The 11,917-nt window shown below is 49.4% G+C and carries 14 protein-coding genes; 6 read left to right on the plus strand and 8 right to left on the minus strand.

Annotation, left to right across the window (positions count from 1 at the left end; genetic code table 11):
- Nucleotides 1–46: 46 nt before the first annotated feature.
- From carB to H8S18_RS14285, 6 genes are all read left to right on the plus strand, one after another.
- Nucleotides 47–3,241: a carbamoyl-phosphate synthase large subunit gene (carB, locus tag H8S18_RS14260; protein WP_186858956.1), complete on the plus strand. Its 3,195-nt coding sequence runs from the start codon at nt 47–49 to the stop codon at nt 3,239–3,241.
- Between the two features lie 14 nt (nt 3,242–3,255).
- Entirely contained in the window at nt 3,256–3,783 is a 528-nt protein-coding gene (locus tag H8S18_RS14265; RefSeq protein ID WP_186858957.1) for a GNAT family N-acetyltransferase, read from the plus strand.
- A 188-nt stretch (nt 3,784–3,971) separates the two neighbouring features.
- Complete coding sequence (locus H8S18_RS14270; RefSeq protein ID WP_186858958.1) at nt 3,972–4,250, plus strand: hypothetical protein; 279 nt, start codon at nt 3,972–3,974, stop codon at nt 4,248–4,250.
- Nucleotides 4,251–4,390: 140 nt separating this feature from the next.
- The gene (locus H8S18_RS14275) at nt 4,391–4,825 is read left to right on the plus strand and encodes a DUF2975 domain-containing protein (protein ID WP_186858959.1); all 435 of its coding nucleotides are present in this window, start codon (nt 4,391–4,393) and stop codon (nt 4,823–4,825) included.
- A 9-nt stretch (nt 4,826–4,834) separates the two neighbouring features.
- Nucleotides 4,835–5,050: a helix-turn-helix domain-containing protein gene (locus tag H8S18_RS14280; protein ID WP_186858960.1), complete on the plus strand. Its 216-nt coding sequence runs from the start codon at nt 4,835–4,837 to the stop codon at nt 5,048–5,050.
- A gap of 162 nt (nt 5,051–5,212) precedes the next feature.
- Complete coding sequence (locus tag H8S18_RS14285; RefSeq protein ID WP_186858961.1) at nt 5,213–6,817, plus strand: DUF4153 domain-containing protein; 1,605 nt, start codon at nt 5,213–5,215, stop codon at nt 6,815–6,817.
- A gap of 476 nt (nt 6,818–7,293) precedes the next feature.
- On the opposite strand, the gene rplA is transcribed toward H8S18_RS14285, so the two are convergent.
- The 8 genes from rplA to H8S18_RS14325 form a co-directional block, all read right to left on the minus strand.
- A complete protein-coding gene (rplA, locus tag H8S18_RS14290; RefSeq protein ID WP_186858962.1) occupies nt 7,294–7,986 on the minus strand; it encodes a 50S ribosomal protein L1 in 693 nt (230 codons plus the stop codon).
- Between the two features lie 3 nt (nt 7,987–7,989).
- Entirely contained in the window at nt 7,990–8,415 is a 426-nt protein-coding gene (gene rplK / locus H8S18_RS14295; protein WP_066523397.1) for a 50S ribosomal protein L11, read from the minus strand.
- Nucleotides 8,416–8,635: 220 nt separating this feature from the next.
- The gene (gene nusG / locus H8S18_RS14300; RefSeq protein ID WP_186858963.1) at nt 8,636–9,265 is read right to left on the minus strand and encodes a transcription termination/antitermination protein NusG; all 630 of its coding nucleotides are present in this window, start codon (nt 9,263–9,265) and stop codon (nt 8,636–8,638) included.
- 13 nt (nt 9,266–9,278) lie between these two features.
- Nucleotides 9,279–9,551 carry a preprotein translocase subunit SecE gene (secE, locus tag H8S18_RS14305; RefSeq protein WP_186858964.1) on the minus strand — a complete coding sequence of 91 codons (273 nt, stop codon included), beginning with the start codon at nt 9,549–9,551 and terminating at the stop codon, nt 9,279–9,281.
- Between the two features lie 19 nt (nt 9,552–9,570).
- Nucleotides 9,571–9,720, minus strand: coding sequence for a 50S ribosomal protein L33 (rpmG, locus tag H8S18_RS14310; protein WP_079546962.1), 150 nt, complete (start codon nt 9,718–9,720; stop codon nt 9,571–9,573).
- A gap of 166 nt (nt 9,721–9,886) precedes the next feature.
- On the minus strand, nt 9,887–10,834 hold the full coding sequence (locus H8S18_RS14315; RefSeq protein WP_186858965.1) for a glycosyltransferase family 2 protein: 948 nt from the start codon (nt 10,832–10,834) through the stop codon (nt 9,887–9,889).
- Nucleotides 10,835–10,989: 155 nt separating this feature from the next.
- Nucleotides 10,990–11,622, minus strand: coding sequence for a hypothetical protein (locus tag H8S18_RS14320; RefSeq protein ID WP_186858966.1), 633 nt, complete (start codon nt 11,620–11,622; stop codon nt 10,990–10,992).
- A 97-nt stretch (nt 11,623–11,719) separates the two neighbouring features.
- Nucleotides 11,720–11,917 (minus strand): EF-Tu C-terminal domain-related protein (locus H8S18_RS14325; protein ID WP_456237102.1); only part of this gene is annotated, 198 nt, incomplete at its 5' end.

Genomic DNA, 11,917 nt, shown 5'->3' on the forward strand with positions numbered 1-11,917 from the left:
TGCTTTTTTAAAAAGATTAGATTTTGCAAGAGAAAGGGAATGCAAGATGCCAAAACTTACAGACATTGAAAAAATACTCGTAATTGGTTCCGGCCCCATCATCATCGGCCAGGCCGCAGAATTCGATTACAGCGGTACGCAGGCGTGCAAAGCCTTGAAGGAAGAGGGCTATGAGGTTGTACTCATCAACTCCAATCCCGCAACGATCATGACAGATCTTAATATGGCGGATAAGGTATATATCGAGCCGATTACCCTTGATACGGTAATTCGCATCCTCAAAAAGGAAAAGCCGCAGGGAATCATTGCCACGCTTGGCGGGCAGACCGGCCTCAATATGGCCATTGAGCTCGATGATTGCGGTATTCTTCCCAAACTCGGCATCCGCCTCCTCGGTACACAGCTTGATTCCATCCGGTTGGCGGAAGACCGCGAATTATTTAAAGACCTGATGGTAAAGACCGGGCAGAAGACCACCCACTCCACCATCGTCACCTCGCTTGAAGAAGCGGAAGCATTTTCACACGAATGCTCCTTCCCGCTGATCGTGCGCCCCGCCTATACGCTCGGCGGTACGGGCGGCGGTGTGGCGCATAATATGGACGAGCTGAAGGATATCACTGCCCGCGGCCTTAAAATGAGCCTGATTCACCAGGTTTTGCTTGAGCAAAGCGTTGCCGGCTGGAAGGAGATCGAATATGAAGTGATCCGCGACAATGCCGACAACTGCATTATTGTATGTAATATGGAAAATATCGACCCAGTCGGCGTCCACACGGGCGACAGTATCGTTGTCGCGCCTTCACAGACGCTCACGGACCGGGAATACCAGATGCTACGCACTTCGGCGCTGAAGATCATCCGCGCGCTCGACATCAAAGGCGGCTGCAACATCCAGTATGCACTCGACCCAAATTCCTACGATTATGTAGTCATTGAAGTTAATCCGCGCGTATCGCGCTCCTCCGCGCTCGCGTCCAAAGCGACGGGCTATCCGATTGCCCGCGTCGCGGCGAAGATCGCGGTCGGCTATAACCTCGATGAAATTAAGAATTCCGTTACCGGAAAAACCTACGCCTGCTTCGAGCCTACGCTCGACTATGTTGTTACCAAGGTTCCGCGCTGGCCGTTCGATAAATTTACGGGGGCGGACCGTATCCTCGGCACACAGATGAAGGCGACGGGCGAGGTCATGGCCATCGGCCGCAGCATTGAGGAATCGCTTTTAAAAGCAATCGACTGTCTCGACGTAAAGCTGAATTACAACCTCGGCATGAAAAATATCGACGACTGGACTCTGAATGAGCTTGACGAATCGCTCCGCAACCCAGACGATGAACGTATCTTCGTGCTCAGCAAGGCGCTTGAGCGCGGCTATACGGTCGAAAAACTGCATGAGATCACCCAGATCGACGAATTCTTCATCAATAAACTGAAAAATATCGTTGACCTTTCGAGCCGTCTTCGCAGCTATACCATCGAAGACCTGCCTGAATGGGTGCTCCGCAAGTGTAAAAAAGCAGGCTTTGGCGACGGCTATATCGCGGACTGCATCGGCGCACACGAATCGCAAATCACTTATATGCGCGGCGCTATGGGCATCCATCCGTCCTTTAAAAAGGTCGATACCTGCGCAGGCGAGTTCAAGGCCGTTACTCCCTACTACTATTCTACTTATGATAATGAGGATGAGGTGGAGAGGACCGACCGGAAAAAGGTCATTGTCCTCGGCTCCGGCCCGATCCGCATTGGCCAGGGTATTGAATTCGATTATTGTTCCGTGCATTCCGTGAATACCCTGAAGGAGATGGGGTATGAGTCCATCATTATCAATTCCAATCCGGAAACGGTATCCACAGACTTCGATACGTCGGATAAATTGTATTTCGAGCCGCTTACCAAAGAATGCGTGCTCGATATCATCGATAAGGAAAAACCAGAGGGCGTTATTGTCCAGTTTGGCGGGCAGACGGCGATCAACCTTGCCAAGCCTATCGTAGACACAGGCAAGACCGTACTCGGTACCACGGTCGAGGATATCGACCGCGCCGAAGACCGCGATAAATTCCTCCATGTGTTGCAGGAACTTGATATTCCCCTGCCGAAGGGCGATACTACCTTCTCCCTCGAGCATGCGCTTGAGGCTGCGGCAGAAATCGGTTATCCGGTTCTGGTGCGCCCTTCCTATGTCCTCGGCGGCCGCGCGATGGAGATCGTTTATAACGATGCGGAGCTGACAGAATACATGACCATGGCGGCCGAGGTCTCGCCGGATAAGCCGGTGCTGATCGACAAGTACGTGGTTGGTAAGGAGATCGAGCTTGACGCCGTATGCGATGGTGAGGATGTGCTCGTCGTAGGAATCATGGAGCATTTGGAACGCGCAGGCGTGCACTCGGGCGATAGTTTTGCGGTGTACCCCACGCAGACGATTTCCAAGGAAGCCAAGAAAAAGGTCGCGGAATATGGCATCGCCCTTGGCCGTGCACTCAATATAAAAGGACTTTTTAATATCCAGTTCGTTATGGACGAAAAGGAAAACGTATATGTCATCGAGGTGAATCCGCGCGCAAGCCGTACGGTGCCTATCCTGTCCAAAGTAACGGGCGTCCCAATGGTCGGTCTTGCTACGCGCATCATGCTCGGTGAAACGCTCAAGAGCATGGGCTATGTGACGGGCGTCTACAAAGAGTCCAAATTGGTTACTGTCAAGGCACCGGTATTCTCCTTCTCCAAACTTGCCACAGTAGATACTTTCCTCGGGCCGGAGATGAAGTCTACGGGTGAAGTCATGGGAACAGACCGCACCTTCATCAAGGCGTTGAAAAAGGCGTTTCTCGCCTCCGGAAGCAGCATCCCAGACAAGGAAGGAACGATCCTTGTCAGCGTTGCCAACCGTGATAAAGAGGAGGCTCTCGGCATTGCCAGGCAAATGAAGGAATGCGGTTTTACACTTGCGGCTACACCAGGTACGCACCAGTATTTCAGCGAACATGGGTTTGAGACGGAACTGGTACCCAACGAGGCTGTCTTAGACCGTATCAAGGCTGGAGATTTCGCACTCATCGTCAATACCCCCACGCGCGGTAAACAGAAAACGCGCAGCGGGTTCCGCCTGCGCCGCACGGCTGTTGGGTTCAATGTCCCGTGCATCACGTCGATGGATACGGTGGGTTCCATGCTCAAGGTTCTTCAGTCGGACGACAAGCTGAGCATCATTCCCCTCGGCGACTACAAGTAAGGGGGAACGGCACCATGATGGATCAAATTTTACTGGTAAAAGCCACGGATTCCGACGCGCCAGAGGTTCTCGAGATCACCAAACGCGCCTTCGATCTCTATGCAAAAGAAATCCGCAAGCGTGAAAGTGTGGCCGCCCTGTATGAGACGCTGGACGATGTGCTCTCGGATATTCATCATAAAAACGTCTATCTCGCCAAAATCGACGGCGAGATTGTGGGAAGCGTCCGCTTTGAGCTTCTAACGGACGGCATCGCCTATCTGAGCCGTTTCTCCATTGATCCCGAGGCGCAGAACCTTGGCATCGGCGGGCTGCTCCTGGAAAAGGTGCGTATTGAATGCCTTACCATGGGGGTGCGCGCAATCGCGCTACATACGGCATCCAAGATGCGTTCCACAGTGGCTTTTTATTTGAAGAACGGCTACTATATCCACTCTATTTCCAAGGACAGCGACTATATCCGCGCCCTTATGGTAAATGAGATTTGCGAAATGGATGAAATGTTTGATTACGAAACGGTATGCGCCACGGCGAAGCATTGACTCACAGCACGCCCTATTTGCTCGGCTCACCGCTGCGCGGCAAGTCTCGCTTTTCGGGCGGCTGCTCGCTTTCCCCACGAAACTCACTTCGTTCGAGTTCCGCGGGGGCCCCATTCGCCACGCTCGCTGTTTTAACCGCCCCCCGCAGTTTATCAATACGGGGAAATAATAAGACGGAGGTACCCTTTATGATTTCGTTGTTATTAGGCCTTGCCGCACTCATCTGCGATATCCTCGCATGGATCCCTACGCTGAACCTCAGCTATCTTTCTTTCATCGGTTTTGTGCTTGCCATCGTTGCCGTTGCAACGGGCAGTAAAATCATTAAAGTAGATCCCAAGGATAAAAATGCACGCGCCGGAAAAGCAATCGGCACAGTATGCATTGTACTTGCGCTTCTGGCAGTTATCTTCTGGGTTATCCTGATTCCACTTGGTTGTATCGCTGGTCTGGCTGCCATCGTTTAATCGGTCCGCATCGATAGGAGGCATGCAATTCGGCATGCCTTTTTTTATTTCTAATTTATCGTTTTTCAATAAATATTTATTGACATATGATAACACGCACGCTATACTGATTCATGAAAGTGAAAGGCTGGAGGTTTCTTATGAAAAATTCCGGAAAAAAGATCGCGGGTGTGCTGGGCATCATACTCCTAATATGCATGTGTGTCATTATTGCCCTGTTTGCGGTTACGCCGTTTTTGGCAAAATACATGTTCAGTTTGTATGCCGCGCAAAATCTTTTGTTTTGCTATACGGCGGGCGCGCTTGCCCTTTGGTTTTTGTATGAACTGCGCAAGTTGATTTTAAGCGTACGTGACGGCAATCCGTTTGTCCGCCGGAATGTAACGAGCCTGAAAAGGCTTTCACTGGCATTGGCGCTGCTGCTGGCCGATTTTATCTTCATCTTTTGTTTCGTACCGTCTATTTCCAAGTTGCTGTGCATCGCGCTGCTGCTCGGTACACTGTGCGCCCGGGTGCTTGCCTACCTGATTGAGCGTGCCGCGGAATACCGTGAAGAAATCGACCTGACTGTGTGAGGTGATACTGTGGCAATCCTTGTAAATCTTGACGTTATGATGGCAAAACGAAAAATCAGCTTAAACGAATTATCCGCCATGGTAGATATATCGCTCGCAAACTTGTCTATCCTCAAAAATAATAAATGCCGGGCCGTGCGCTTTTCCACTCTGAACGCGCTGTGCAGGGCGCTCAACTGCCAGCCCTCCGATCTCCTCGAATATATTCCGGACGAGGAGTTCTGAGCATGTAAAGCGCCAACCTGAACTGGTATTTTCTGTCATGCTTTTAACGCTGCGCATGACGGCTGGTTTGTTTTACCCTAAAACGGGTTTATCCCTGAGTTGATACGCTTAAGGGCCGTTTTCTTTCCCGCCTGTTCACCAGGTAATTAAAAGGAGGTTCCCATGAATACCGAATCTACACAAACGGCAATACGCACCCCGCGCCTTGCCCTTGCAGGTGCTGTGCTTGCAGTCCTGTTCTGCATCCTGCTCTACGACAATCTCGCGGGACTCATTCCCCTTGGTCTCAACGTCCCGCTCTATCTTACCGCGTTTTACCTGCTGCTAGGCGTGGCCTTTGGAAAACGTTTTCGTGTGGGATGTGCCCGTACCGTTTTTCACCTGGCCTGTATTTTCCTTTTAAGTATTACATTTGTCTTATTCAATAACCCGGTTCTGCTTGCCATCAACGCTATTCTGATCATACTGCTTGCGGGCGAACAGGTCATGCTGAGCCTGAATCAAACGCTTTATGACCCCTACTCCATATTTTTTGCCGGAGACAGTCTCGCGCTGTGGTTTTCGTTTTCCTTTGGCGGGATAAAGAATGCCTTTGTCCAATACCGGAGCAGCGGTAAAGGACGTTTGACCGGCATCCTGATCGGCATTGCCGTCACAATCCCTGTCCTGCTCGCCGTGATCCCGCTGCTCCTTTCTGGCGACGCGGTGTTCCATAAGTTTTTTACCGACCTGTTCGGAAATCTCGAGTGGAGCGATATCGTAGGAAAAACGCTTGCTGCGCTTGCTTTGTTTGTTCTCTTTTCCGGCATGTTCTGGTCGCTTGGAAACAAATTCCGCACCAAAAATGCGCCGCAGGCATCATCTGTTCCCACTGCAAAAAATACGCCTTTCGGCCAGACCGCTTCCTTGATCCTGCTTTTCACATTGAGTACAATATTGGCTGCTTTCTGCGCAATCCAATTCCTTTACCTGTTTTCAGGCCGTGTCCCGGAAGGGATCACGTATTCCGAATATGCGCGTAGTGGATTTTGGCAGCTTCTTGCGGTTGCCGCAATCGTCATAACGGTCGTGTTTCTATTATTCCGTTTTGGTACTCCCTGCCCACGCAGCGCATTCCGGCTGCGGCGGGCCCTTATGTCCCTTCTTCTTGGATGCACGATTATACTCCTTGTTTCGTCCTTTTCGCGCATGGCCCTTTATGAACAAAGCTTTGGGTTTTCCCGGCTGCGGCTGTTTACCCAATTTTTTATGGTTGCCCTGTTTATATTTCTTGCCATCTCCATCCTGCGGCTATGGCTGTCCCGCATCAATCTCAGGAAGTGCGCCTTTGTTTGTTTTCTTTCCTGCTATCTGGTGCTCGCTTTTTGGAATGTCGATGCATTTATTGCGCGGGAAAATATGAAAAACCAGGGCAGATATGCCGACGTCGCTTACCTGACGACTCTTGGCGCCGACGCGCTCCCCTATTACATCGACCGTCTCGACGCCGATTATTTCGCTACGGCAATCATCGATGCCGATCTTGTGCCGGATGGGGAAAATTCCAGTTATCAATATCTCAGCAACGGCAAAATCCTGCTATACCGGGAAGACCAGGTCATCACGCAGGCCTATCACCTGCGCCATATCATGCGTGACCTTGAGGCTTCATACGATTGGCAATACTGGAACGCAGGCCGAAATGCCGCGCGTGCAGCGCTGAACAAAAATCCACAGTTGGTTGAAAATATCAATATAATCAAAGACGCATTGATACAGCCCCGTTAGCTGCTTCCCAAACAAAATAAGCAGTGCGGCAATGCTGTGCTGCTTATTTTGAATTTTTTCGGTCTTGCGCGTCTCTTTGCCATACCGGCCGAAATGGGTTCGTGCATCCTCATCCCCGCCGCGCCGGCAAATTACTTCTGCTCGAAATTATATTCCCTTCTATACAAATTTCCTGCTTCCCAGCAGCTTATCCTCCCCTTATGAGGTGCTGATACCAGCCGCTCCTGAACGCTCCTGGATAATAGCCACAGTCATCACTCCTTTGCAGCTTTGTATTGCCGCCGTCAAAACGGTAATATTTCCCTTCCATCTTCCGTCTTAATAATGATTACCCGGCCAACCTCCAACACTAAGGGCAAAGACCTTATACTGAAAGAAAAAGGTACTTCTACTGCAATATAGCCGGGGATCTTTCGCATTTTTAAGCTGCAACAAAAAATGGCAGAACATCTGTTCTGCCATTTTATTTGAGTGGTTTAGATGAACCGAACCGGGTTGCATTTTACGCCCGGACCCATCGTTGCGGAAAGGACAACGCTTTTCAAATACGTGCCTTTAGCAGCCGACGGCTTTGCTTTTACGATCGCGTCCATAATTGCTTTCAGGTTCTCCTTGAGCTGATCTTCGCTGAAACTCTTCTTCCCAATCGGAACATGGATGATTGCCGTTTTGTCTACCCTGTATTCTACTTTACCGGCTTTGATATCGTTGATCGCTTTTTCGATCTCCATCGTGACCGTACCGGATTTCGGGTTCGGCATGAGGCCCTTCGGCCCAAGGATTTTACCAATGCGGCCGATCTGGCCCATCATGTCGGGTGTCGCTACGATTACATCAAAATCAAACCAGTTTTCTTTCTGGATTTTTTCGATCATCTCTTCCGCACCGACGAAATCCGCACCTGCATCCTGTGCTTCCTTCGCCTTGTCGCCCTTCGTGATAACAAGCACGCGTACCGTCTTGCCCGTACCGTGCGGAAGAACGACTGCCCCTCTCACCTGCTGATCCGCATGGCGGGGGTCAACGCCTAATTTAACGGAAAGCTCGATGGTTTCGTCAAATTTCGCCTTCGCGGTTTCCCGGCAAATCTTTACCGCTTCTTCCGGGTCAAACAGGTTCATCTTGTCATAGGACTTAACACTGTCCTGATAATTTTTTCCTCTTTTCATCGTCTAGCCCTCCACTTCTACGCCCATGCTTCTTGCCGTACCCGCGATCATACTGACCGCCGCTTCAAGGCTTGCCGCATTCAGATCGGGCATTTTCAGAGTTGCGATTTCCTCAAGCTGGGCACGCGTAATCTTCGCGACCTTCTGCTTGTTCGGAACGCCGGAGGCCTTCTCGATCTTGCAGGCTTTTTTGATCAGCACTGCCGCCGGAGGCGTCTTAGTGATAAAGCTGAACGAACGGTCGGCATACACCGTAATTACAACAGGAATAATAAGTCCTGCCTGCTGTGCCGTTTTCTCGTTAAATGCCTTTGTGAAGTCCATGATGTTGACGCCGTGCTGGCCGAGTGCCGGTCCTACCGGCGGCGCGGGCGTCGCTTTTCCTGCGGGTATCTGCAATTTGATATACCCTGCAATTTTCTTTGCCATTTTCTTTTCTCCTTCTTTTATATGATGTGGTGTGCGGCGTGAGGATTACGCCTCCCACTACTAAACTTACGTTCGCGCTCCTAGGACGGAGGCTGCGTTCCTTTCCGGTCGATCCCCTGCCGTCGTTCGATTCGCTTTGCATACACAGTGGCTTTACGAAACCAATCGGTTCCTGGCAACCGCCATCAGATGCTTATAAATCTATTGCTTATCCAAAGTTTTAAATCCGTTTGACCTGAACAAAGTCGAGTTCCACGGAAGTATCGCGTCCGAACATGGAAACCAGCACACGTACCTTCTGGCGCTCCGTGTTCACTTCCTCCACAACCCCGACAAAGCTCTCAAGCGGCCCGGAGGTCACGATCACGTTGTTGCCAACTTCCACGTCGAGGCTGATCCGTACATTTTCGATCCCCATTGAACGCACTTCCGCATCCGAGAGCGGGATCGGCTTGGAGGACGGCCCCACAAACCCGGTTACGCCGCGCGTATTGCGTACGACATACCACGATTCATCCGTCAGGAACATTTTAACCATCACATAGCCGGGGAACATTTTCCGCGACACATGACGCTTTTTGCCATTTTTAACCTCTACGGATTCCTCCATCGGAACCTTAACGTCCATAATCGTATCATGCAAATTATGATTTTCCACCGTCTTTAAAAGGTTGTCCATTACTTTATTCTCATAACCCGAATAAGTATATACGACATACCAATAAGGTTTATCCGTTTTTTCCTGCTTTAAGAATTTCGGTCTTTCCTCTTTCGCGTCTACAGGTTTTTCGAGATTCGCATTTTCCTCAGGGATCTGAATATCTTCAGGTCCATTTTTATCTATACTCATATAAGAATAACTCCTAAGACAGCAGGAACGTCTGGAACAGGGCGCCGAAGCCCCAATCCATCAATCCAACGATTACTGCAAAAATAATGATAAACACAATGACTGCAAAAGTCGTCTTGAACAGATCCTTGCGCGTCGGCCATGTTACCTTCTTTACCTCACCCCAGACGTCTTTAAAGAAACGAGCGGGGCTGCGTCTTTGCTTTTTATTCTTTTTCTTGGCGAGCTTTTTTTGCTCCTTCAGGTGCTTTTCCCGTTCCTCGCCCAGCAGTTTGGTCTTAGCCATCGTAATGCCACCTCAAAAATTATTTGGTTTCCTTGTGTACGGTATGCTTTTTGCAAAACTTGCAGTACTTGGACATTTCAAGCCTGTCCGGGTCGTTCTTTTTGTTCTTCATCGTATCATAGTTCCTCTGTTTGCATTCCGTGCAAGCAAGTGTAATCTTCGTGCGCATTTCCATCCCTCCGGTCTATTGTTTTTGAGCAATCTAAAAAAAGGCACTCTCTGCCTTTTATCAAAGATGCTTTTATATAGTACCATTAAAGCCCGCCATTGTCAATATTTTTACGCATTTTTTTCGTATTTCTCCAGTAAAAAAGCGGCCTTTTCGGCCGCCTTGTTTATTCGTCCCGAAGCACAGTCTCAATGATATATTTGGGCCGTTTTTTCGTTTCCATATATGCCTTGCCCACGTACTCACCGATAATGCCGATTGCCATCAGCTGGAGGCCGCCCAAAAGCCAGATAGACATCATCATACTAGTCCACCCCGCCTGCGTATGTCCCATTGCATTGACCACCAGCGAATAGACCAGCATAATAAGGCTCACCAGGAAAATTACCAGTCCCACTGTCGTAATCATGCGGATCGGTTTTACAGAAAATGAAGTAATTCCGTCAAAAGCAAAACTCACCATTTTTTTCAATGGATACTTAGATTCCCCCGCAAAGCGTTCGCCGCGTGAATATTCGACAGTAGCCGTTTTATAACCAATTTGCGGCACGATTCCGCGCAGGAACAGGTTTACTTCGCCAAATTCGGCAAGCCCTTCAAGTGCGCGTTTCGACATCAGCCGGTAATCCGCGTGGTTATACACCGCGTCCACGCCAAAGAATTTCAGCAATTTATAAAATGCCTGTGCCGTATTGCGCTTAAAACCCGTATCCATGTCACGGTTGTTTCGTACGCCATAGACAATATCGCAGCCTTCCTGGTATTTCCTGACAAATTCATCAAGGACCTCGATATCGTCCTGCAAGTCCGCATCCATGGAAATCGTCACGTCACACAGATCCTTCGCCGTCATAAGCCCCGCAAGAAGCGCATTCTGATGTCCGCGGTTCCGGGATAGCTTCACCCCTAAAACGCGCGGCTCCTGCCCATGCAGTTCCTCAATAAGCTGCCATGTTTTGTCTTTCGAGCCGTCGTCCACATACATGATGCGGCTGTCCTGCGAAATAAGTTCGCCCGCAATCATGCGGTCTATTTTATCGGTCAGGCGTTTTGTCGTTTCGTGCAGCACTTCTTCTTCGTTGTAGCACGGCACTACGATATACAATGAATCCATTTTTACCTACTTTATAAATGAGTTATCTGAGACTCTTTTAATGATACTATATTTGCAGGAACCCGTCAATTGTTTGAACGGCACATCTTCCGGAGTTTACATTTATTTCAAAAAACCCGTTATGAAAAGAGGGTATTTCCGTCCTCTTCTTTACTTCATTTTTTTCTTGTTTGCCGCTTCCGCAGCAGCAGCGCATTTCCGATGGCCATACTTCCCATTAGAACGGCAATCCATATATAGGGGGCCATGTTTTTCTCGTCTCCCGTTTTTACAGCTGCCGTTTTCATGGTTTCCTGTCCTGTTTTGCGGTTATCTTCCGTGGTGTTTGTAACAATCGTTGTATCATTTCCGCCGCCATTTGCCGGATGATTTCCCGGCTCCGTTATATTTCCCGGATTGGAATTGTTTCCGCCGTTTTCATTCGGATCATCCGGCGAATCAGGTGCCGTATCTGATGCCCTTACTTTTTGACCGGATATCACATAGGGTGATGTATGCAAAATTGTATAGGTCACGTACCCATTTTCATCTACAGTAAGTTCCTGTTCCTCACAAAGGCCGCCTGACGGGTTCATCCAATAAAGATATACGGTGCTTCCCGGCCCGAATGTTCCGCCTACATAATCCATTCTTGTTACCGGGCAGGGGAATGTGCCATCGTGCACCAGGGAAATAAACATCAGCCCCGTACCTTCCAGTACGGAATCTTTTGCCCGCTGCGCAACCTCATCGGCCACATCATTGATAAATCCAAATTTGATATCCTGCATCGTATCTACATATTTCAAGATTTTTATTTATTTTTCTTCAGCCTTTCTGCACCTCTAATTCGGCGCAACAAAAAAGGAATGGTAATCTGCCATTCCTTTTGTTTTCTGTTTTTTCTTATTCGATAACGCCCGACACTACCCCGGATCCTACCGTACGGCCGCCTTCACGAATTGCGAACCGAAGGCCTTCTTCAATTGCAATCGGCGTGATCAGCTTGATTTCCATCTCGATGTTATCTCCCGGCATTACCATTTCCGTTCCGCTCGGCAGCTCGATCACTCCCGTTACGTCCGTCGTCCTGAAATAGAACTG

It is taken from the genome of Christensenella tenuis, assembly GCF_014287795.1.
GTDB classification, from domain to species: Bacteria; Bacillota; Clostridia; order Christensenellales; family Christensenellaceae; genus Christensenella; species Christensenella tenuis.

Excerpts from the sequence above, each read along its gene's own strand:
- carB (WP_186858956.1), top strand. The coding sequence starts at position 47 with ATGCCAAAACTTACAGACATTGAAAAAATACTCGTAATTGGTTCCGGC.
- H8S18_RS14265 (WP_186858957.1), top strand. The coding sequence starts at position 3,256 with ATGATGGATCAAATTTTACTGGTAAAAGCCACGGATTCCGACGCGCCA.
- H8S18_RS14270 (WP_186858958.1), top strand. The coding sequence starts at position 3,972 with ATGATTTCGTTGTTATTAGGCCTTGCCGCACTCATCTGCGATATCCTC.
- H8S18_RS14275 (WP_186858959.1), top strand. The coding sequence starts at position 4,391 with ATGAAAAATTCCGGAAAAAAGATCGCGGGTGTGCTGGGCATCATACTC.
- H8S18_RS14285 (WP_186858961.1), top strand. The coding sequence starts at position 5,213 with ATGAATACCGAATCTACACAAACGGCAATACGCACCCCGCGCCTTGCC.
- rplA (WP_186858962.1), bottom strand. The coding sequence starts at position 7,986 with ATGAAAAGAGGAAAAAATTATCAGGACAGTGTTAAGTCCTATGACAAG.
- rplK (WP_066523397.1), bottom strand. The coding sequence starts at position 8,415 with ATGGCAAAGAAAATTGCAGGGTATATCAAATTGCAGATACCCGCAGGA.
- nusG (WP_186858963.1), bottom strand. The coding sequence starts at position 9,265 with ATGAGTATAGATAAAAATGGACCTGAAGATATTCAGATCCCTGAGGAA.
- secE (WP_186858964.1), bottom strand. The coding sequence starts at position 9,551 with ATGGCTAAGACCAAACTGCTGGGCGAGGAACGGGAAAAGCACCTGAAG.
- rpmG (WP_079546962.1), bottom strand. The coding sequence starts at position 9,720 with ATGCGCACGAAGATTACACTTGCTTGCACGGAATGCAAACAGAGGAAC.
- H8S18_RS14315 (WP_186858965.1), bottom strand. The coding sequence starts at position 10,834 with ATGGATTCATTGTATATCGTAGTGCCGTGCTACAACGAAGAAGAAGTG.